Source organism: Methylovulum psychrotolerans, assembly GCF_002209385.1.
Lineage (GTDB): Bacteria > Pseudomonadota > Gammaproteobacteria > Methylococcales > Methylomonadaceae > Methylovulum > Methylovulum psychrotolerans.
In genome coordinates this window covers 812,946-833,279 of sequence record NZ_CP022129.1, presented here as the reverse complement: position 1 = coordinate 833,279, position 20,334 = coordinate 812,946, and the positions used below count along the sequence as shown (strand labels likewise).

Here is a 20,334-nt window from a genome sequence, read left to right as displayed (position 1 = left end):
CTTGGTCGTCCTGTATCCGTCATGCCCGGCATGGCCGATCACCGCTTAACCAAAAATCGCGAATACAACGCCAAACCCGTCACCAACGCCAACGCTGCTATGACGGCCATCGCCCCATAACCCAAATTATTGCCCGTATCGGCCACCGCTAAAAACAAGTCATCCATATTACCCACCATTAACAATCATGCGGATAAGGTTGCTGGTTTTCGGCATGGCATAATTTTCGATAGCGGCCTCTTCAACATACAGCCGCTTGATTTCCTCCCAACGCCCCACCAACCGCGCCCAAACCGGAGAAATCCCGGCATAGATGGACATATCCTCCGCAGCGGCAGGAACAGCGGCCAAAAAGCCAAGGCATCGGCCAAAGTCTGAGCCGTCCAGCGGATAGTAAGCGTCTTCGCTGCCTCTATCGAGATACCACGCCAACATAGTCTTACTGGACGCGCCGACCTTGCCGCGTAACAGCCAAGTGATAATATTGGCTAAAACGGCCTGCTCGACTTCCAGTTGATGAACCCGTTCCTGCAATGCGCTCATAAGTCCCCCCAATGCTTAAAATTTAGGCTTATAGAAAACTGTAGCCTTTCTGTTCACAGCCCACGGTGCGCAATAAAACAGCAACACCGAAGCGACCACGATAATGCCCAGCAAAACCACAAAGCCCTTGGCCAGCAAACCGTCAAGCCCACCGAACCACGTCAAAAAATTCATGCTTAACCAAACCACAGCCAACGTAACAAACGGGCCCGCCAACAAAACAATCAAGATGGATTTCAATTTCATAATTTCGCCAATCCTTCAATATAAATGGCCAGCTCTTTAAAAAAGGTTGTTATCAGCTCGAAAAGCGTGATGGCTATTTTCAGAAAATCGCCCGCTATTTTTAAAAAAATTAGCGTAACAACCGACGCATAAAACACACACAGAACGATTATTCCCAATATCAGGAATAGTGCTTGCTTACTGCTTTGCATTCCGCCCCTCTATTGAAATAATGCCGGAAGCCAACAACCTCAGGATGGCTAACGACCGGGGGTTAACATCTTTCGAATCAGGTATATCCAACTTTTCGTAAACGTTCCGCACATGCGTCGCAATCGTGCGTGTCGAACGGTTTAAAAGCCTGGACATGCCGTCATCGCTAAAACCGCTCACCAACATTCGGATAATCTCCAGCTCGCGGGCGGTAAACTTGCTGGGCTTTTCGGTAATTCTTACCGCATCATCAATTTCCATAAAAATTCCCTAAATATCAGTATTTTTGCCGATACCGTTAACTGTAAAAGTAATAGAAAATAATCACGAATCCCGGAAATTGATAAAAACGTTAAAAACCGTTAAAAAACCGTCCAGCTACCAACTGGACGGGGCCTTGGCTAGGCAACCAACAGCGGCGTGCTATTGTTTGGTAGCGGGGGCAGGACTTGAACCTGCGGCCTTCAGGGCATGAACCTGACGAGCTGCCAACTGCTCCACCCCGCTGTAAATCCACCTTGTTTTTTGTTATTCGCCAGATATACAAGGAAACCAGCATTTGGAGCGGGTGGCGGGAATCGAACCCGCCTATGTGGGATGGAAGCCCAATGCCCAACCGATGGGCCTCACCCGCAAAATTTGGTGCGCCGCCACGGACTCGAACCGTGAACCGATCCGTTATGAGCGGACCGCTCTCACCATTGAGCTAGCGGCACTAAATTCTTTGTAGAGTTTTTAACAGCCTGCGCAAAGCGCGTACAACTTAAGCCGTATGAGGGTACAGTCCCTCTTTAGTCATACAACAATTGGACTATTACATGATGGTTTAAGCTGGTTCATGTGCGGCAAACATCCAGTGAGCAAACGGTTTATTAAAGGTAAACCGAAAAAACCTTACCACCCCAAGATAGCCTAGAGTGCTAACGTCTTAACTTTCGAGGGGTTCGGATTCTTTAGGACACAAGTCCTCTATGGGTATGCCAAATTTTTCGGATACCCGTTTGTAATGTTTAGGCGGCAGTCGGCGATGCCCCGTTTTGATCTGAGATGCAAAACCGGGGGTTGATCCGGTTGGTGATTTCCTGCTTTGCATTAACGCTATGGAGGCATGGGGGCATTTCTACAGCAGATATACGCCGCCCGCTAATTTTAGCGTAGCTATGGCAAAATTAAGCCAGAGGTTTGGTGTTGCAGATATGAGCGATGCCGCGGCTTTAAATGCGTGGGTTGATGAGCATACGGTTGATGACCATAGCAACTCGGCGGGTTATGTGGAGTTAGGGCGGGTGTTTGTTGGGGATGCGTTTGCGCCGCTGCAAAATGTTGAGTATGGCGACGTTTCTATGGGCGTGGTGGATTTTTCTGAGATTCAGACGACTAAGCAACGGGCTAAGTATTTCTATAAATATCCGGTGATACGCACGGCTACAGTTGTTTGGAAGCATTTGAAGGAAGCCGAGGTACTAGGCGGGGTTTATGCTATGCAGCGGACTATCGGGTTGACTGGAGAACTGGTTTTTGCGGATGGCTTGCCCGATTATCATATTATCAGCGGGGTAGCTGTGCCGGATAGCAACTGGTTTGCCAAGGCATTTTTGGGTAATCCTACTGATTTGACGGCGTTGACGTATCCCAATTTTAGCGAGTATTCGGGCGGCTTTGGGATTGAAGAGGTTGCGTTATGAGCTTTGAGTATGACCGTAAATTGATGCGATTTGTTGAAGTTACTGATGCAGCACCGGTGCCGCTGTCTAGCTTGGAAGATATTGCCACCGCGTCAATAATCGGACGTATTTCATCTGGGACTGGAAAGCCTGAGGTTTTGACTGGTGAACAGGCTAAGGAAATTCTTGGAGTTGCAGATGGTGCGACGGGGCCGCAGGGGGCAACGGGGCCGCAGGGGGCGACCGGCACCACAGGGGCAACGGGGGTAGGAGTGCCGGTCGGTGGTACGGCAAATCAAGTTTTGTCTAAGATTGATAGCACAAATTATAATGCGCAATGGGTAACAGCTGGTGGTGGTGGACTAACCAACTGGACTGATGGAATCAACTCCTCTGCACCTAACGCCACTATACCTGTAGCCTATTTATTAACTACTAACGCGGCAACTAATGTTGATGCTAGTATAGTTCCAAAAGGAACCGGAAGTTTTTCTTTGGCGGTAGCTGACAATGCAATAGCAGGAGGAAATAAACGTGGGCAGTATGCTGTAGACTTACAACTATTTAGGGATACAGAAACCAATGTGGCGGCTGGAGATTATAGTTTTATTGGCGGTGGTAGGTCTAATGAAGCTAATGCGAGTTACAGTGTAATACCAGGAGGATTCAGTAACTACATAGCATCAGGAGCTACTTGGGCGAGTATTGGCGGCGGTAACGCTAATTCTATAAATTCTGGAGGAACTGCCTCTCGTATTGGAGGTGGTACAGGTAACACCATTAACGCCTCCTTTGGAACTATCGCAGGTGGAGGAACTACTGTTAGTGGCTACGGAGCGGCTGGTAATCAAATTAATGCTGATTACGGAACTATTCCGGGTGGAATAGGAGCTAATACACCAATAGTTGGGCAGTTTTCCTACTCAGGTTATCTTCCTTTTTTATCAACTGGAGATAGTCAGACAAGCATTTTAATCTTTAAAAATAGGACAACTAACGGTACAGCTCAGGTTCTTACTACAAACTCTGCGGCAGCTAGTACAAATAATCAGATAATTTGTCAAAATCAGCAAGCGATAACATTTACTGGTACGGTAACTGCAAAGCAAAAAAACTCTACTAACTGCGCCTCATGGAAAATAGAAGGTTGTGTGGTAAGGGGAGCTAATGCTGCTTCTACAGTTTTAAGATATTCTTTGGTCACTAATCTTTTTAATTCTAGTACATGGACTTTAGTAGCTGCGGTTGATACTTCAAATGGAGGATGCAAGCTTACTTTTACTGGTGCTGCATCTACAAATATTCAAATAGTCGCAGTTATTCAAACCTCTGAATCAATTTATGTATAGCGTAAATGGGAAGCTAGAAGAGTTGTTGATTAAGAATTTTTAGCGTTAAATTAACCTCCAATAACTCACTAAACGCTTTCCAAATAACAGGCAAATGTGTAGTAAATTTGGCCGATATTTGGCGTGTTTTTTATCCGGTTAACAGTTAAAAAACACGCCAAATATCTCACTAAAAACACGCCAAATATCGGCCAAATTTACAATACTTTCGCCAGGCGGTTGAGGTCAGTAGGGGTTACATTGGAAACCAGAAAAGCCCTTATGCACCACATCGACGGCGACATCACGACGCACTACTCGCCAGCGGAGATAAAAGAACTGATAGAAGCGGTAGAAAAGTTACCGGAAGCGGAGAAAACCACGATGCTGAGGGTAGTCAACGGATGAAATTTACCATGTATGGTAAACCGTAATTTCATCCATAACGGTAAGTTATTGATAATATGGTGGGGTGTCAGGGACTCGAACCCTGGACCTATGGATTAAGAGTCCACTGCTCTACCAACTGAGCTAACACCCCAAATGCGTAAGGGATACAATTATAAAGCACAACCCCCTTACGCACAAGGTTAAATAATGGTTTTATCTCAACAACAGCGCCTGACCCCCTGCCACAAGCCATCTTGCCATTGTTTAAAGAACTCGGCTTTGCTTAGCAGCGGGGTGTCGGTGTCGGCATGGTGTTGGGCGTAATGCCGCAAATAGCGTTCGTAAGCGTCATCGCCCGACAATTGGCGGACACCGCGCCAGAAAATTTTCAGTTTACTCAGCAGCATCAGTCACGCACCCAGTCTTCGACTAAACGGCTAGGGATGTGTGGGGATTCGCTCAGCGGCGGCACAGATTTGCCGCTGACATAGCGGCTGCATACGCGCAGCATATCAAACACAATCAGCCAGAGCAGGCTGACAAACGCCAACGTTATATAAGCGTCTAAATGCAGGTTAAAGATCAGTTGCGGGGCGTGTTGAGCTTTTTCCGGCGGCAGACTGTTGCTTGCCAATTTTGCGCTCAGGTCATTGGCCCCCGCAAAAAAACCGATACGGACATCGGCGCTGGTCAGTTTTTGCCAAGCCGCCGTGCTGGTGATGATAACCAACCATGTCAGCGGTAAGCCCGTCACCCACGCATAGCGCAGTTTATCGGACTTGACCAGAATTGTGGTCGATACGCACAAAGCAATTGCGGCAAGCATTTGGTTGGCGATGCCGAATAAAGGCCAGAGGATGTTAACCCCGCCATTCGGGTCGATCACGCCGATATAAAGAAAATAGCCCCAACCCGCTACGACAATGGCACTGGTGATGACGGCGGAGGGTGTCCATGAGGTTTCGCCCATTTTCGGCCAGATATTGCCGAGCATGTCTTGCAGCATAAACCGCCCGACACGGGTACCAGCATCTAAGGTCGTCAGGATGAAGATGGCCTCGAACATGATGGCGAAGTGATACCACACCGCTAACATGCCTTGCCCGAAGGCACTGCCGAAAATGCTCGCCATACCGACCGCTAAAGAGGGTGCGCCGCCAGTTCTGGCAAACAGGGTGGTTTCGCCCATCGCTGTGGCTAAGTCCTGCATTTGTCCGACGCTGACCGGAAAGCCCCAGGAAGAAATTTTCGCCACGGCATCCGCCGCTTCTTTACCGACGACACCCGCCGAGCTGTTGATGGCGAAGAATACGCCGGGGTCAAGCACTGTGGCGGCAATCATTGCCATAATGGCGACAAAAGACTCCAATAACATGCCGCCATAGCCGATGGTGCGGATGTCGCGCTCATTCGATAACAGCTTGGGCGTAGTGCCGGAGGCGACCAGCGAATGGAAGCCGGAGATGGCACCGCAAGCAATAGTGATAAAGACGAACGGGAACAGTTTGCCGCCAAATATTGGCCCGGTGCCGTCAATGAATTGGGTAATGGCGGGCATTTTGACGCTAGGCTGTAAGACGATAATCGCCACCGCCAACAAGGTAATCGTGCCTAGCTTCATGTAAGTGGACAGGTAATCACGCGGGGCGAGCAACATCCAGACCGGCAAAATAGCCGCCGCAAAACCATAGGCCATAATCCACCATGCCAAAGTCAGGCCTTCGTGGTCGAACCAGCCATGCAAAACCGGATGCTGGTCAATCCAACTGCCGCCCACCACAGACAATAACAGCAAAGCCACACCGATGGCCGAGGCTTCCAGCACTTGCCCAGGGCGGAAATAGCGCATATAAAAGCCGACGATAATGGCAATCGGGATGGTTGCGGACACGGTAAAGGTCGCCCACGGGCTATGTTTCATCGCATTGACGACAATCAGGCCTAAAACGGAAATCAGGATGATCATAATGGTGAAAGTGGCGATTAACGCCGCCGTGCCGCCCAACGCCCCCAGTTCATCGCGGGCCATTTGCCCCAAGCTCTTGGCATCGCGGCGGGTGGACATGAACAACGTCACCATATCCTGCACACAACCGCCCAGCACCGAGCCAAATAATATCCATAAGGTGCCCGGCAGATAGCCAAACTGTGCCGCCAAGGTCGGCCCCACTAAGGGTCCAGGGCCTGCTATCGCGGCAAAATGATGGCCGAAAACTATCCATTTATGGGTAGGGGTAAAATCATGGCCGTTATCCAAGCGTTCGGCGGGGGTGGCGCGGCTAGGGTCAACCTCTAATACGGTGGCGGCAATCCAGGCCGCATAAAAACGGAAGGCAATGGCGTAGACACACAAGGCGGCGGTGACAAACCAGAGGGCATTGATGCTCTCGCCGCGCTGTAGGGCAATGCCGCCGACCGCCGCCGCGCCAATGATGGCGATGGTCAGCCAGATAAGCGTTTGTTGTAGGTTCTTCATGGGGATGTGCTCGTATAGGTCAGGGTTAAGGCCTAAGCGCTTAACTGTCTATTATAGGGAAGGGAAAAGCGAAGGCTTTAAGAATGGCAAGCCGCCAGCCATAGGCCATATTGGCATAGAATGGCAAAATTAAGCAAGATTGTCATGCCCTATTGCCGTTAAAAACGGGCGTTTTTTAAGAATGGGAAGCCCATACCGACACATGATTGGCGGGTACGGGCTTGGCAGATAGCTGTTAACCGTATGGCTTAACGGCTTTGGCGGCGGCGTTGCCAAACAAACGCGCCAGCGCTGATAGCCAACAGCGGCAAAGTGGCCGGTACGGGAACCGGGCTGGTTTCGCTCATAGTCCAATTAGCGGATACGAAAGGACTGCCATAAAAGGTGTTGTTACTAAAATCAGCGCCGGATTGGTAGGTAAAATCCGAAAAGCCTTGCGTGGTGGCAATGCCATTGCCATTATTGATGACCACATAGAGGTCACAGCCGCTAGAACCGCCTAGGGTATGGCAAGCATAGAAATCCATGAAACTACCATCCAACGTCACTGCCGGAATGAGGGAGCCATCCCCGAAAAAAACATCGGCACTGCTAGTAAAAGACATTGACGGTTGCGCCAAGCTATCAAAAATCAGGTTTTGGATGGCACTGACATCGACCGTATTGTTGTCGCCCTGTAGCGTCCCCACCATTTCACCGCTTATGGTATGGCTGGCACTACCCGCATCCGTAAACGAATAGGAAAAATCAAAGATACTGGCGTTAACTTGGGGTACAGCCAAAGCTAACATAAGACCTATAGCAAATGCTGTTTTCTTCATAATTATACTCTCTGTAGGGATTAAGGATTATCAGACCTTAAATATAAGCAATAATAACACCTTTATACAAAAGTCCTTTATTATCAAAATAATAAATAACCACATACATCCTACACTGTAAAGAAAATCGACACCCTATTGTCGTTAAGGCAATGGCAAATGCTTTTATCAGCCCTCCCCCATCCCTTTAATCCATCTAATTTCTTGATTAAAAAAACCAAAATATACCGCTTTTTATTCTACTCAGTCCGACTATAATGCGATTACGCAACTTAAATCCTGACATGACATTTATTATAGGAGACTGCTATGACAACCAACCCCACCCTCAGCCAACCGCGCCATTTAGCCCAAGTGATCAACGGGCAACGCACTTCCGACGGCGCAGGGGTTAAATTAAAGCGCATCATCAGTCCTACCCCCAGCAACGCCTTCGATCCGTTTATATTATTGGATGAATTTGCCTCCGACGAGGCGACAGATTATATCGGCGGCTTTCCTGAACATCCGCACCGGGGCTTTGAGACCGTAACCTATATGCTGGCGGGGGCGATGCTGCACCGCGACCATTTAGGCAACCAAGGCCATTTACGCGCGGGTGATGTGCAATGGATGACGGCGGCGCACGGCATTATCCATTCGGAAATGCCGGAGCAAACAGACGGCTTGATGCAAGGTTTCCAACTGTGGCTGAACCTGCCCGCCAAAGATAAGATGAAGCCGCCGCATTATCAGGACATTGCCGCCGCCGACATCCCCTGCCTCAGCTTGGCGGAGGGCGGCTCTATTAAAGTGATCGCGGGCGACTATGCCGATGGGCAAACTACAGTGACAGGTGCCGTCAGCGGAGCCGCCACCCAACCGCTGTATTTTGACATTAGCCTTAGCCCCGGCCAGCAACTGACCGTCCCCGTGGCCTTGACCCATACCGCCGTGCTGTATGTGTATCAGGGTATGCTTAACGTCGATACCGATGGCGGGGTGTTAACAGCGGGGCAACTGGGACAATTGACCGACGGCGACGGCATCATCCTAAGCACGGGCGCTAGCCCCGCCAAGCTGTTACTACTCGCCGCCCAACCCTTAGGTGAACCTGTCGTACAATCCGGGCCGTTTGTCATGAACACGATGGCGGAAATTGAGCAAGCTTTCCGCGATTATCGGGCAGGCGTATTGACCACCCTATAGCCTGTGCCGATGATCTGCCACGAAAGACAGCGTTGCCGTCTTTCGTGGCCTTCTTAACGCATCCCCCCAGAAAACAAACGGTAAGCCGGATTGGCCGTCGCCTCCTGATAGTAAAAACCCAACGCCTCCAAGCATTGCTCAAAAGCAGCTTGCTGCTCTGGCGGCATTTGCAACCCCATCAGCACTTTACCAAAAGCCGCGCCATGATTGCGGTAATGAAACAGGCTAATGTTCCAGCGCCCGCCCAATTCCAGTAAAAACTTTAACAACGCCCCTGGCCGTTCAGGAAATTCGACGCTGTAGATAATTTCGTGCAACTCGCAAGGCGCGTGGCCGCCGACCATATAGCGGATATGCTCTTTTGCCAGCTCATTGGTGGTCATATCCGTGACCGGAAAATCATGCGCCTGGAGATGGTCGATCACGGTGGCGCGGTCGGACTCTAAGCCGCTGCTGGACAGGCCGACAAACACTTGCGCCAGTGCCGCGTCAAAATAGCGGTAGTTAAATTCGGTGATGCTCCGCCCGCCCAGCAAACGGCAAAACGCCAAAAAGCTGCCAGGCGTTTCGGGAATGCTCACCGCCAGCAATATTTCCCGGTGTTCGCCGACTTGCGCCCGTTCGGCAACATAGCGCAAACGGTCAAAATTGATGTTCGCACCACTGTCGATGGCGACCAAGGTTTGACCGGACACTTGGTCGCGTTCGACATATTTTTTTAGGCCCGCAATCGCCAACGCCCCGGCGGGTTCGGCAATAGAGCGGGTATCGTCAAAAATATCCTTAATGGCCGCGCAAATCTCGTCGGTGCTGACGGTGATGACTTCATCAACATACTTTTGCGCCAAACGGAACGGCTCGGCACCGACTTGTTTGACGGCGACCCCATCGGCAAACAAACCGACTTGATCCAACACCACCCGACTGCCTGCCTGCAAGGCGCGATTCAGGCAATCGGCATCATCCGGCTCGACCCCAATAATTTTAATGTCAGGGCGGACAAATTTGACATAGACCGCGATACCCGCCAACAGGCCACCGCCGCCCACCGGCACAAAAATAGCATCTAAGGCGGCGGTTTGTTGGCGCAAGATTTCCATCGCCACCGTGCCTTGCCCGGCGATCACGTCCGGGTCATCATAAGGGTGGATAAACACCCGGGCCGACGTTGCCGCCAACTGCTGGGCATAGGTGTAGGCTTCGCTGTAGGAGTCGCCAAACAACTCAATGCTGGCTCCCATCGCACGGACGGATTTAATCTTAATTTCAGGCGTGGTCGTGGGCATGACGATTAACGCGTCAATGCCCAGGCGTTTGGCCGACAACGCCACGCCTTGGGCGTGGTTACCCGCCGAGGCGGCGATTACGCCCTGCTGCTTGGCGCTGTCAGGCAACAAAGACATTTTGTTGTACGCACCGCGCAATTTAAACGAGAACACCGACTGTAAGTCCTCGCGCTTTAAAAAGACCGCGTTACCTAAACGTTCCGATAAGGACGGGGCAAAGTCTAAAGGGGTTTCTATGGCGACATCGTAAACTCTGGCGCGGAGTATTTTTTCTATATATTTTTCGGGCATGGTTTAAAAAATGGGCTGAATAATCCTAGTTTCTGGGGTATTATCGCACACCCCATTCACTTTATAGGAACAACCCCTACTATGACACAAGATGAATTAAAACAAAAAGTCGCCCATGCCGCGTTACCTTATGTAAAAGATGTCGGCATTATCGGTGTCGGCACAGGCTCGACCATCAAGCACTTCATCAACTATCTGGCGGATATTAAAGGCGAAATTGAAGGTGCGGTGTCCAGTTCGGAAGGCACAACCGAACATCTGAAAAAAGTCGGCATCCCCGTATTGGATTTGAACGCCGTCGGCCCATTGCAAGTATATGTAGACGGTGCGGATGAAATCAATCCGTTAAAACAGCTGATTAAAGGCGGCGGTGCGGCCTTAACACGCGAAAAAATCATCGCTGCCGCCAGCGAAAAATTTATCTGTATCGCTGACGGCAGCAAACGGGTTGATGTGCTGGGCGCGTTTCCGTTGCCTGTCGAAGTTATCCCGATGGCCAGAAGCTATGTCGCCAGAGAATTGGTGAAATTGGGCGGCCAACCGGTCTGGCGCGAAGGCTGCGTGACCGATAACCACAACCACATTTTGGATGTGCATGGCTTTAGCATCGCCGAGCCGATTGCTTTAGAGCGGACAATTAACAACATCACCGGCGTAGTCTGCGTCGGCCTGTTTGCCGCCCGCCCTGCGGATATTGTCTTAGTGAGCGATGGCGAGCAAATTATTACGTTTTAATTGCTGCGCACCTTAAGGAACGTGTATAAAATTAAGTAGGCGTTCCATTGCAGCTCAGCGTGTTGAACCCCACCCCAGCCCTCCCCTTGTGGCAGGGGAGGGAGCAAATGACTTCCACCTCATACAGGCGAAAATCAAGAGGAAAACGCCCCTCCCCCTGCCAAGGGGGAGGCTGGGAGGGGGTTGCCGTACTTTCGCGTGTCCAACAGATTTTATTCATGCGCATTCCTAAGCTAAGGCATGGGTGCTTTATGCCCATTATAAGAGCCAAGCCAGCCCGTTCATCGTGGCTGGCTTTTCCTTCCCTAGGTCAGGAAAATTATTGGCGGTAAATGCCCGTCAGCTTACGTCTGAACTCGGTCGAAATTAATCTGGAATCATGTTTACTTTTCACCACACGCGGCGTAATCAGCACAACCAATTCCGTTTTATCCTTATTATTAGTCGTTGTGCCAAATAACGGCCCTACCCAAGGCAGTTGATTCAGAAAAGGGATACCCGATTTATTAAAGGTATTTTCCTCTTTAATTAAGCCCCCTAAAACAATCGTTTCTCCATCCACCACCGCTACCGAACTTTCGATTTTCTTTTGCGAAATGGTCGCCGAATCAATACCGCTGACCGTCGTCGTTTTAGGGTCGCTGACCGTCTGCTTAATGTCCATAATCACCATACCATTGGCATTAACGCGTGGCGTAACATTAAGCGTCACCCCGGTATCCTTATATTGTATCGAGTTGCTGGTGACTAGGCCGCTGGTGCTGGCCGAGCTGACCCCTGACAAACTGCTGCTTAAAATGGGGATTTGGTCACCCACTTCGATAGTGGCTTCCTGATTATTCAGCACCATTAATGACGGTGATGAAATGACATTCAGATTATTTTTTGCCGCCACCGAACTTAATAAGGCACTGATCACCCCCGAATTGTAAACCGCGCTCAAACCGCCCGTGGCAAACGCATCCGTCGCGGCAGTACCGACACTACCTAGCTGCGAGGCCTTGGTCACACCACTGCTGATGCTGCTGCCTTGATGGTCCAAAAACCACTGTATCCCATACTTCAAATCATCTTGCAAAGTCACTGATACAATCGTCGCATCAATCAGCACTTGCAGCGGCAAAATGTCCAATTGCTTGATAACAGGCAAAATCACTTCATATTCGCGTGGGGTAGCGACAATAATCAAGGCGTTGTTAGTCTTATCGGAAATAATGCGCACATCGTCAACATTAGCGACCGTCGCCGTACCCGTACTGGCCGAACCGGTGCTGCGGCCCGTACTTTTTTTGGAGCGCTTACTGCTGGCACTAGAGCTGGAACCGGAACCGGTGGCGGAATTTGTGCTGCTGTTAGGGTTAGAACTGTTGTTAGAGCCGCTATTTTTATTGCTTAGCTCAGTGGATTTTTGCCCAGGTGAGACTTTTGCCGAACGGTCTTGGTGTTGTGCGCCGGTAAAAATTTCATTTAAGGTATCCGCCAGCTCTTCGGCATCGGCATGTTGTACTTTATAGACATTGACCCCGCCGCCGCTGGCGGTATTAGGCTTGTCCAAGCGTAATACCCAACTTTCAATATCCTGCAAGTAGCGGCCTTGGTGGGTAACCGCTAGCACGGCATTCAAACGCTCAAGCGGCATAAAATGGAAAAACTCGGACTCTTCTTTACCCTTCTTGCCGACAAAAATCTCTTCCAGCTCTTTCGCCACGTCTTCCGGGTCGCTATGCACCAACGGAAATAAGCCGAAAGAACGGCCTTTTAAGACATCAATGTCAAAGGTACTGACCAAATCCATCACCCGCGACATTTCATCCGCCGTACCCGAAGCCACCAAAATATTGCGTGTGCTATCGACATGTAGGATTGTTTTTTCCTGCACTAAGGGCTTAATCACCTCGGCAATTTCCGTGACGGAGACATTTCTGACCGGGATAATACGGGTCTGATAACCCACTTGGCCAGCATTGGAACCGCCGCTTGTAATATCGGAATTATATAAAGTATCAGCGGCAGGCTCGATATGATAAACCGTACCTTGCTTAACTAATGCGGCTCCGTTCATACGCAACAAGGTTTCAAAGGTTGACAGCATTTCATCGTCTGTCAGCTGTTCTTTGGTGTGGACTGTCACCTTACCGACTACTTTAGGGTTAATAACATAGCTTTGTTTTAACACATCATGGAATACCACATAAGCAACATCCGCCAAATCTGTGTCATCAAAATCCATAGTGTAAGAACCGGTTTTTGGTGTCACTTTGCCTGACCCACCTGAAGGGGCAATATAGCGGTCAGTACCCTTATAAATTTCGGCAGGGGGACGTACTGTACTGTTAGTGGGTTTATTTTGTAAATCCTTAAAAACTTCGGCATCTTTGGCATTCTGCGCTTTGATCGGTTCCAAAGGTAGCAATTGGTTATGTTTAGAGCCTAGATGCTCACAACTGGACAACGATAAACCTAACGCAAGCAGACAGGATACGTTAGTGATTTTTGGGGCATTATTCATTTTCACTATTCTCAATGAGGTCTTCTGGTGATTCGGGTTCGGGCATCAAATCTTCCGGCTGCTGTTCGGGAGCAGGCGGCGGCACACCCTCAGGCGGGGTACCTTCTGGCGGTGTCCCTTCGGGCTGCACACCTGGCGGTGGTGTGGCGTTACCGGATCGGGTAGGCGTTTTAGGCTTAGCTTTGTGCAAGAATAATTGTTTCTGATCAGTATCCAACGTGAACACCACATAATCGGCAGTGACTTCCGCCAGCCGCCAACCATCCAATATGGCCCCTAAGCGGATCTGAGTGCGGTTATTGCTAGCTTTGGGCGATTTGACGGTGGCAGGGCGGGTCAATAACGCCAACAAACCACTTTTCCTGCTATAAACAATACCTTTTAACACCCAATCAAAATTAACCGTCACTGCCGGGCCTTTAACGGTCTCCGGCGGCGGCTCATTAACAGGTTTTCTGCCTTCAATAAATAAAGGTCGGTTGACTAAATCACCATAGCTTTCTTCGTCGTGTTCGGTCAGGTTGATGGTGGGCATTGCATCTGCTAAGGGCTTGTTGTCTTTGGGGATTTGTGTGTTTAACAATTCCTGTTGGCTAACGCTGGCATAAAACCATTCGCCGCCAATCACCAACAACAAGCCGCCGCAGATGGCCCCCAACACTTTTACAAGTTTGCTGTTCATTCGGGCTTTTTTCTCATAAAGCTGACTGCTTGAAAATTGACATTAAGGTCGTTGCTGGGCTCGATTTTATGCGAAGTCATGCTTCTGCGCCCGCGCATAGGCCGAATGTCAATTTGGTCGACCACTATCAGCGGCGTGGAGGTTTCAATTTTATAAAGCACCGCGCGTAGCACTTCGCTATTGCCGGTCATCCTGACCCTAACGGTAATGCGGCTAAAACCGCCTTTAAGACTGACCGGAATGGCTTGGGTACTGCTTAATTGCCCGCCCGCATCAACAATGCTTTTTTTGATAAAATCCTGCATTTCCGCCGAAGCCAAGGCATCGGTTTGTTGGCTATTAAAATAGCCTTGCTCGTCATGTTGTACCTTAAGGCTCTCCATGCTGGCAATCACCGCGTCTTTTTTCGCCAAAATGCGTTGGTATTGTTCCAGCTTAAACAACAGCCCTTCTTTCTTATCGTGCAGATCTAAACTTTGGCCGACCAGCGGTATCAGCACCAGCGAGCCAACCACCAGCACCACGCCTGCTAACAGGCCGACGGCCAGCCAACGGTCTTTATTAATGTTATTGATGATAGGCTGCTTAAGGATTTTCATCGGTATTGCCTCCAGGGGGAATGCTGCCGGTCACATCGACGGTAATCTGGAAACGCTCCAGCTTGCTGACGGTGTTTTGGGTCACGGGTGAGGCAAAGCGGGCGTTATTGAATAAATCCGAGCTTTCCAAAACCCCGATCAGCGCCGATGCGGCGGGCGATTCGCCTTGGATTTGCAAATGCCCGTCCGAATACTGCAAATACGCCAGCCAAGTGTCATCCTTGATGAGGTGGCTCAATTCATTAAGCATGGTCACCATATTCGGGCGGCCACGTTTTTCATCCAAGAGCTTTTGGGTTTCGTTAATGACCGAATCGACTTCCTGTTGCAGGGCTTTGATTTTTTTTGCATCCTTTTCAATGACTTTAACCTTTTCCGCCAACGCGTCTACGGTTTGGTATTGCAACGCCAAGGGCAAAGTCAGTGCGGTCAGCAGCAACAGCCCGGCAGTTACCAGCAGACCCGAATGGATCAGTCGCGAGGTATTGGCGATTTTATGCCGGAACTGCTCCGGCAACAGGTTATAGGCGCGATAGTCATCTTCCAAGTCATTGGCAAAGCCCTGATAATCGGCAAAGAGCGGCGACAGGCCGAACGCCTTCATATCCTCATAAAAGCCATCGAGCAATTCCCGCGTCGTCAACACCAGTACGACTTTAATATGTCCCGGCTCCGTTTGCGGCTCCAATGCCTTCACCGCAAAATAGACTTGCTCGGCTTTAAACGGCGTGTACTTGTCCAATTCGTAAGCGACGACTTGTTGCAGATTATCTTTAGCGGCGGCGGGCAACAGCAGTTCGCGGTGCAGCGCGTCGTGTTCGCCTAAACGTAACACCGCACCCGCTTTGGCGTATTTTTCGTCACTGCTTTGTAAGGCCTTAAATTGGGCAATCCCCGTTTCGTTACGCTCCAGGGTCGCTAAAAATATGCTCTCCCCCGCAAAAGTATAGCTCACATTAAAATACGATTGCTCAGGGCTGAAAACTAACAGGCCATGCTGGTCGGTGACCAGATGCCTGAGTTTTTCAGGCACCAAAAACATCAGTTCCCGCCGCCACCAGCGCAGGAAGCGTTTAAAATCCATATCAATGGTTGAATTCAGATTCGGCATAGTCTTTTATGAGCAACTCGTTTTTTGCCTCGGCAAATAAAGATTCATTATGGGTAACGGGGATTTGCCACTTTAACACTTGAAACGGTTTGCTGCCTTGCCCATCGCCTTTTTTAACGATAGCACTGATAACCGCACTGGCATCGTCATCCATCCGCGCCTCACAGACAATGGTCAGCACCTCATTATCGCCCAAGGGGGCATTTTTGGCATTGGCGACCGGTGCGGCAGGGATCGGCAGATCATTAACAATGCTGTCCCGGCGGTTTTTCAGGTAATCTTGCAACAAAGCGATATCCGCATCAGGCAACACCGCCAAAACTTCCGGTGTCGCCTGTTGGGCGTTAACTTGGGGTTGGCCTGAATAAACAGTGACCAGAGGCTGTAACCATTTAAACGTCGCCTCCTCCATACCCAGCACCAAGCGCAATTCATCTAAGGTTTGGAACGGTTTGTTAGCGGGCTGGTAACGTAGGCCAGCATCCTTATATTCTTGTTTTTCCGCCCCCTCAAGATGCACCACATCATCGGCATCCCGCCAGTCAAGAATGGCGGCGACTAGCCTGGCTTGAGCCTTTTCATCGTCGGCCAGAGGCGACTGCTGGAACAGGCTTTCCAAAAGCTTCTGTTCCGCTTTATTCATGTCGATCTTACCGGTTTCGGCAAATAATTGGATACGGATATGTCCGCCTATGTCGCCTGCGGCTGTAAATGCCCCTGGGGTGTCAATCTGATAAATGCTGCCGTCCGCCAACCAGCGCTGTTTAGGGTCGGGCAGCATCAGCATCGCCTCGGCGATGGCCAATCCCGACTCGGCCAAGGCGGCGGCTTTGGCGGTGTTTTTAATGCCCGCCACTAGCGTCGCCTCGCGCCGCATACTCAGTGCAAAGCTACCCGCCATAATGGTCAGCAGGCTCAATACCCACAAGACTAAAATCAGAGCAAAGCCGTGCTGGGTACGGCCCTTGCCGGATAATTGCCCCGCCATTATTGGGCAGCCCCTTCCGCCGACTCTTCCGGCGCGGTTTCTACCGCGCCATCGGCACCAATCTGCGAACCCGCCACTTTCAATTCGACAATCATATCTGGCCAATACATGGCGTTATCCAATTCAATACTGATTTTAACCAATTGCGGCTGGCTATCGCGTTGCAGCCATTGGCTTTGCCAACTGCCTTCGCCACCCATTTCATCGGGGCCGAAGTAGGCAAAAGAGACATTACGCACATGCTTGATTAACGGTATTTCTTCTTTGGGCAACTCACCGCTGTCGGCAGTCGGCAAAAACGGGGTCACAGACACGTTAATCAGCTTGCTGTCCTCAACTTCCTTTAATTGCAACCGATATAACTGGTCGCCCACTTTCGCGGCGCTGGCCGGAAACTCACCGACAAACTGCAAAGACAATTCGTCACCCTGAAAGGCCAATTGCCGCTGGTCTTTGATAGAAAAATCATCCCATAGCGGTTTGGCGACCGCCAAATGTTGCTGGAAAAAGTGATAAACCACCGCCACTTCATTAACGTCGGCCATTTTGCTTTCGCCTTTTTCCCAGCTTTGCGCACAGATTTTTAAACTGGCAAACAACAGCACCACCATAATGCTCAGCAGCGTCATGGCGATCAGCACTTCTATTAAGGTAAAGCCTAGCGCAGTTTTTAAGCGTTTCATTGGGCAGGCTCCGTGCTTGTTTCTTTCAGGCGCAGTTTTAACTTAGACAACTCCAAAGCCCTGCCCTTACCGCCTCCATCATCCCAGGACACCGTCACATCGACCACAAAAAACTCGGTTTTTAGGGTGGTAGGGTCAACCTCAGGGGGTGTAAAACGGTACGGGCTGACCAGCACTTGCCAGTTATACTTGTCATTGTCACGCCCCAGCACCTGTCCGGGCTGTAACGGTGTCTCCACCCCCGCCCTGACCATCAGCGATTCGGCCAATTGCACCGCCACCGTATAATCTTCGGCCACGGCGGCGGTTTGGACACCCCCGGCAAATATTTTCAGCAAAATGCCTATCGACAATGCCAGTATCGAAAAGGCAATCAAAATTTCCAGCAAGGAAAAACCGCGCTGCTTACTTATGCCCGTCATCAAAGGTATCATTGAGTTCCGCCGCCCCGGTCAGCCAGTTAATATCAATCTGCCATTTTGCCGTTTCGCGCTCCAGCGTCACCCGCCCGCCCGTGGACGAACCGTCAGGGAAAAAACGGATACTGCCCTGCCCTTGTCCGGTCAACTCGCTCTGCGCGGTAACGACCGTCAGGCTCACCGCTTTAGGGATTTCATAAACCCGCTCCCTGTGGCTGACCGTGTAGCTGTTGTTGTCCAGATCAAAATCGACGGTGGTCGCTTCGTGGTTCATTAACGCTTCGCCTCTGGCAAAGCGTAAGGCCGAGACAATATCATGGGCCGCCGTCTTAATTTCGGCGGTGTCATGGCCTGAAGACATGCTGATACCTATCGCGGCAAACCCCAAAACCACAATCACCAAAACGACAATCAGCTCAATAAGGGTAAAGCCTTGTGACCGGGCAAAGCCAAGCCTAGGTGCAGGCCCGGATGCAGGGTGGGCAATTATTGCCAACTGACCAGATCCTGGTCTTCGCCTTCGCCGCCTTCCTTACCGTCAGCGCCATAAGAATACAGGTCAAACTTACCGTGTTCGCCAGGGGCGACATAGTGGTATTCGTTTTGCCAAGGGTCTAAAGGGATTTGGGCTTTTTGCAAATACGGCCCGTTCCAGCGCTTGGCAGTATCGGGCGATTCGATTAAGGCTTTTAAGCCTTCTTCTGAGGTGGGGTAACGGCCTATGTCCAGCTTATACATATCCAAGGTGGCCGACAAATCTTCAACCTGGACTTTCGCCGCCTTGGTTTTGGCTTCGCCCATGTGCCTCATCACTTGGGGGCCGACAATACCCGCCAGCATGGCGATAATGCCTAAAACAACCAATAACTCCAATAAGGTAAAGCCTGACTGGCCTGGGATGTGGGTTTTTTTCATGATGTTTTCCAGTAAAATAGCGAAAAAGTAAGTGCGGTCGGCATAAGTCTAGGTCAAAACGCCAAATCATTGACGCTCAGGATCGCCAGCAGGATAGAGACGATAATGCCTGCTATCATCAGGCCTAAGGTGATAATCAGGGCCGGCTCCAAAAAAGCCAGCATCCGTTGGATGGCGACCCGAAGCTGTTTGTCGTAAATGGTTGCCACGCGTAACAGCATCTCTTCCAAACGCCCCGTTTCTTCGCCCATTTTAATCATCTGCATCGCCATTTTCGGAAACAAAGCTTTTTCCTGCAAGGCCTCCGATAAATGCCGGCCTTGTTTGAGTTGCTCTTCGGTGTCACCGATGGCTTCGGCAATCACCAGATTATCGACGGTTTCCCTAACAATCACCATTGCCGCAATGATGGAAACCCCGTTACCCAGTAAAGTTCCCAAGGTGCGGGTGATATTGGCGGTTTCTTTGTTCATCAGCACCGAGCCGAACAGCGGCAACCTTAAAAACCGCCCGTCCCAGACTTTTTTACGGACAGGGTCGGCCAGTTGGAATTTCATATAACTGGACACGCCAAAAAACGCCCCAAACAACGCCCACCAATAACTTTTTAGCCATTCCGCCATCCCCACAACAATTTGCGTCGAAATGGGCAAATCCTTGCCCGCGCTTTCGAACATTTCGGTGAATTGCGGCACGACAAAGGTCAGCATAATGAACACCGAAGCCAACGACATCACCAACAGAATGGTCGGGTAAATCAAAGCGGTACTGACCGTGTCCTTTAATTCTTGCGAGCTTTCCAGATACTCCCCCAAGCGGTTAAGCACTTCGCCCAAACCGCCGCCCGCTTCGCCCGCGCGGATCATGTTTAAATAAAACTTGGTAAAAATACCCGCCTGCATTTCCAAAGCATCCGCCAAAGACGTGCCGCCTTTGACTTTCTCCAACACTTTCGCAATCAGCTTGGTTAGGCGTTCGTTATCTTCGGTCAAATCCATCAACACAATCAGTGACTTGTCTATGGGCAAACCGGACTCCAACAAGGTCGCCAATTCGCCCGTAAACAGCAAAATATCCTTTTGCGTCAATTTGTTGGGCTTAGCGCCCCATAAGCCTAAGAATGACCCCGAATTGGCCAGCGCCACTTTAATAGGGATATAGTTTTCCGCCTGCAAAGCCGCGATTAACTTGCCCTCATCTGGCGCGTCACGCAAGCCTTCTTCGGTTTCGCCCAAGGCATTAATGGCTTTATAAGTGAATAATGGCAT

At 50.3% G+C, this 20,334-nt stretch carries 23 protein-coding genes and 4 tRNA genes; 5 read left to right on the top strand and 22 right to left on the bottom strand.

The window, feature by feature from the left end; all coding sequences use genetic code 11:
* Nucleotides 1-38: 38 nt before the first annotated feature.
* The 7 genes from CEK71_RS23860 to CEK71_RS03515 all read right to left on the bottom strand — a co-directional run bounded on the left by CEK71_RS23860 (nucleotide 39) and on the right by CEK71_RS03515 (nucleotide 1,697).
* Nucleotides 39-167 carry a hypothetical protein gene (locus CEK71_RS23860; protein WP_269766604.1) on the bottom strand — a complete coding sequence of 43 codons (129 nt, stop codon included), beginning with the start codon at nucleotides 165-167 and terminating at the stop codon, nucleotides 39-41.
* Between the two features lies 1 nt (nucleotide 168).
* Nucleotides 169-543, bottom strand: coding sequence for a hypothetical protein (locus CEK71_RS03545; RefSeq protein ID WP_088618090.1), 375 nt, complete (start codon nucleotides 541-543; stop codon nucleotides 169-171).
* Between the two features lie 15 nt (nucleotides 544-558).
* The gene (locus CEK71_RS03540; RefSeq protein ID WP_088618089.1) at nucleotides 559-789 is read right to left on the bottom strand and encodes a hypothetical protein; all 231 of its coding nucleotides are present in this window, start codon (nucleotides 787-789) and stop codon (nucleotides 559-561) included.
* 177 nt (nucleotides 790-966) lie between these two features.
* The gene (locus CEK71_RS03530) at nucleotides 967-1,242 is read right to left on the bottom strand and encodes a response regulator transcription factor (protein ID WP_088618087.1); all 276 of its coding nucleotides are present in this window, start codon (nucleotides 1,240-1,242) and stop codon (nucleotides 967-969) included.
* Nucleotides 1,243-1,412: 170 nt separating this feature from the next.
* A tRNA-Met gene (locus tag CEK71_RS03525) sits at nucleotides 1,413-1,488 on the bottom strand.
* Between the two features lie 53 nt (nucleotides 1,489-1,541).
* Nucleotides 1,542-1,615 (bottom strand) — tRNA-Gly (locus CEK71_RS03520).
* 6 nt (nucleotides 1,616-1,621) lie between these two features.
* Nucleotides 1,622-1,697 (bottom strand) — tRNA-Ile (locus CEK71_RS03515).
* Nucleotides 1,698-2,177: 480 nt separating this feature from the next.
* On the opposite strand from CEK71_RS03515, the gene CEK71_RS03510 reads away from it, so the two are divergent.
* The 3 genes from CEK71_RS03510 (at nucleotide 2,178) to CEK71_RS23855 (ending at nucleotide 4,381) form a co-directional block, all read left to right on the top strand.
* Nucleotides 2,178-2,666 (top strand): hypothetical protein, encoded by a 489-nt coding sequence (locus CEK71_RS03510; RefSeq protein WP_088618086.1) that lies wholly within the window; start codon nucleotides 2,178-2,180, stop codon nucleotides 2,664-2,666.
* Nucleotides 2,663-3,994: a hypothetical protein gene (locus CEK71_RS03505; protein ID WP_088618085.1), complete on the top strand. Its 1,332-nt coding sequence runs from the start codon at nucleotides 2,663-2,665 to the stop codon at nucleotides 3,992-3,994. Before CEK71_RS03510 ends, CEK71_RS03505 begins: the two co-directional genes overlap by 4 nt.
* A 261-nt stretch (nucleotides 3,995-4,255) precedes the next feature.
* Nucleotides 4,256-4,381 (top strand): hypothetical protein, encoded by a 126-nt coding sequence (locus CEK71_RS23855; RefSeq protein WP_269766603.1) that lies wholly within the window; start codon nucleotides 4,256-4,258, stop codon nucleotides 4,379-4,381.
* Nucleotides 4,382-4,438: 57 nt separating this feature from the next.
* Here CEK71_RS23855 and CEK71_RS03495 read toward each other — a convergent pair.
* The 4 genes from CEK71_RS03495 to CEK71_RS03480 form a co-directional block, all read right to left on the bottom strand.
* Nucleotides 4,439-4,514 (bottom strand) — tRNA-Lys (locus tag CEK71_RS03495).
* A gap of 67 nt (nucleotides 4,515-4,581) precedes the next feature.
* Nucleotides 4,582-4,770, bottom strand: a complete 189-nt coding sequence (locus tag CEK71_RS03490; RefSeq protein ID WP_088618084.1) for a YbdD/YjiX family protein — start codon at nucleotides 4,768-4,770, stop codon at nucleotides 4,582-4,584.
* Nucleotides 4,770-6,839: a carbon starvation CstA family protein gene (locus CEK71_RS03485; protein WP_088618083.1), complete on the bottom strand. Its 2,070-nt coding sequence runs from the start codon at nucleotides 6,837-6,839 to the stop codon at nucleotides 4,770-4,772. Before CEK71_RS03485 ends, CEK71_RS03490 begins: the two co-directional genes overlap by 1 nt.
* Before the next feature lie 248 nt (nucleotides 6,840-7,087).
* Nucleotides 7,088-7,660: a PEP-CTERM sorting domain-containing protein gene (locus CEK71_RS03480; RefSeq protein ID WP_146054494.1), complete on the bottom strand. Its 573-nt coding sequence runs from the start codon at nucleotides 7,658-7,660 to the stop codon at nucleotides 7,088-7,090.
* A gap of 309 nt (nucleotides 7,661-7,969) precedes the next feature.
* Here CEK71_RS03480 and CEK71_RS03475 point away from each other — a divergent pair, with 309 nt between their 5' ends.
* The gene (locus tag CEK71_RS03475; RefSeq protein WP_088618081.1) at nucleotides 7,970-8,848 is read left to right on the top strand and encodes a pirin family protein; all 879 of its coding nucleotides are present in this window, start codon (nucleotides 7,970-7,972) and stop codon (nucleotides 8,846-8,848) included.
* A gap of 53 nt (nucleotides 8,849-8,901) precedes the next feature.
* Here the strand turns inward: CEK71_RS03475 and ilvA are convergent, their stop codons facing one another.
* Entirely contained in the window at nucleotides 8,902-10,425 is a 1,524-nt protein-coding gene (gene ilvA, locus CEK71_RS03470) for a threonine ammonia-lyase, biosynthetic (protein ID WP_088618080.1), read from the bottom strand.
* An 81-nt stretch (nucleotides 10,426-10,506) separates the two neighbouring features.
* Here ilvA and rpiA point away from each other — a divergent pair, with 81 nt between their 5' ends.
* Complete coding sequence (gene rpiA / locus CEK71_RS03465) at nucleotides 10,507-11,160, top strand: ribose-5-phosphate isomerase RpiA (protein ID WP_088618079.1); 654 nt, start codon at nucleotides 10,507-10,509, stop codon at nucleotides 11,158-11,160.
* Nucleotides 11,161-11,479: 319 nt separating this feature from the next.
* Here rpiA and gspD read toward each other — a convergent pair whose 3' ends face one another.
* The 10 genes from gspD to CEK71_RS03415 are packed head-to-tail and all read right to left on the bottom strand — an operon-like array spanning nucleotide 11,480 to nucleotide 20,334.
* Complete coding sequence (gene gspD / locus CEK71_RS03460) at nucleotides 11,480-13,669, bottom strand: type II secretion system secretin GspD (protein ID WP_088618078.1); 2,190 nt, start codon at nucleotides 13,667-13,669, stop codon at nucleotides 11,480-11,482.
* Nucleotides 13,662-14,351, bottom strand: a complete 690-nt coding sequence (locus CEK71_RS03455) for a hypothetical protein (protein WP_088618077.1) — start codon at nucleotides 14,349-14,351, stop codon at nucleotides 13,662-13,664. The genes gspD and CEK71_RS03455 overlap by 8 nt, the downstream gene beginning before the upstream one ends.
* A complete protein-coding gene (gspM, locus tag CEK71_RS03450; RefSeq protein WP_088618076.1) occupies nucleotides 14,348-14,950 on the bottom strand; it encodes a type II secretion system protein GspM in 603 nt (200 codons plus the stop codon). The genes CEK71_RS03455 and gspM overlap by 4 nt, the downstream gene beginning before the upstream one ends.
* Nucleotides 14,937-16,061, bottom strand: a complete 1,125-nt coding sequence (locus tag CEK71_RS03445) for a PilN domain-containing protein (RefSeq protein ID WP_088618075.1) — start codon at nucleotides 16,059-16,061, stop codon at nucleotides 14,937-14,939. Before CEK71_RS03445 ends, gspM begins: the two co-directional genes overlap by 14 nt.
* A complete protein-coding gene (locus tag CEK71_RS03440) occupies nucleotides 16,036-17,049 on the bottom strand; it encodes a type II secretion system minor pseudopilin (RefSeq protein WP_232463756.1) in 1,014 nt (337 codons plus the stop codon). The genes CEK71_RS03445 and CEK71_RS03440 overlap by 26 nt, the downstream gene beginning before the upstream one ends.
* Entirely contained in the window at nucleotides 17,049-17,732 is a 684-nt protein-coding gene (locus tag CEK71_RS03435) for a prepilin-type N-terminal cleavage/methylation domain-containing protein (protein WP_088618074.1), read from the bottom strand. Before CEK71_RS03435 ends, CEK71_RS03440 begins: the two co-directional genes overlap by 1 nt.
* Entirely contained in the window at nucleotides 17,729-18,154 is a 426-nt protein-coding gene (locus CEK71_RS03430; protein WP_251827528.1) for a type IV pilus modification PilV family protein, read from the bottom strand. The genes CEK71_RS03435 and CEK71_RS03430 overlap by 4 nt, the downstream gene beginning before the upstream one ends.
* Entirely contained in the window at nucleotides 18,138-18,647 is a 510-nt protein-coding gene (locus CEK71_RS03425; RefSeq protein ID WP_088618073.1) for a GspH/FimT family protein, read from the bottom strand. Before CEK71_RS03425 ends, CEK71_RS03430 begins: the two co-directional genes overlap by 17 nt.
* The gene (gspG, locus tag CEK71_RS03420; protein WP_088618072.1) at nucleotides 18,638-19,066 is read right to left on the bottom strand and encodes a type II secretion system major pseudopilin GspG; all 429 of its coding nucleotides are present in this window, start codon (nucleotides 19,064-19,066) and stop codon (nucleotides 18,638-18,640) included. Before gspG ends, CEK71_RS03425 begins: the two co-directional genes overlap by 10 nt.
* 53 nt (nucleotides 19,067-19,119) lie before the next feature.
* Nucleotides 19,120-20,334: a type II secretion system F family protein gene (locus CEK71_RS03415; RefSeq protein WP_088618071.1), complete on the bottom strand. Its 1,215-nt coding sequence runs from the start codon at nucleotides 20,332-20,334 to the stop codon at nucleotides 19,120-19,122.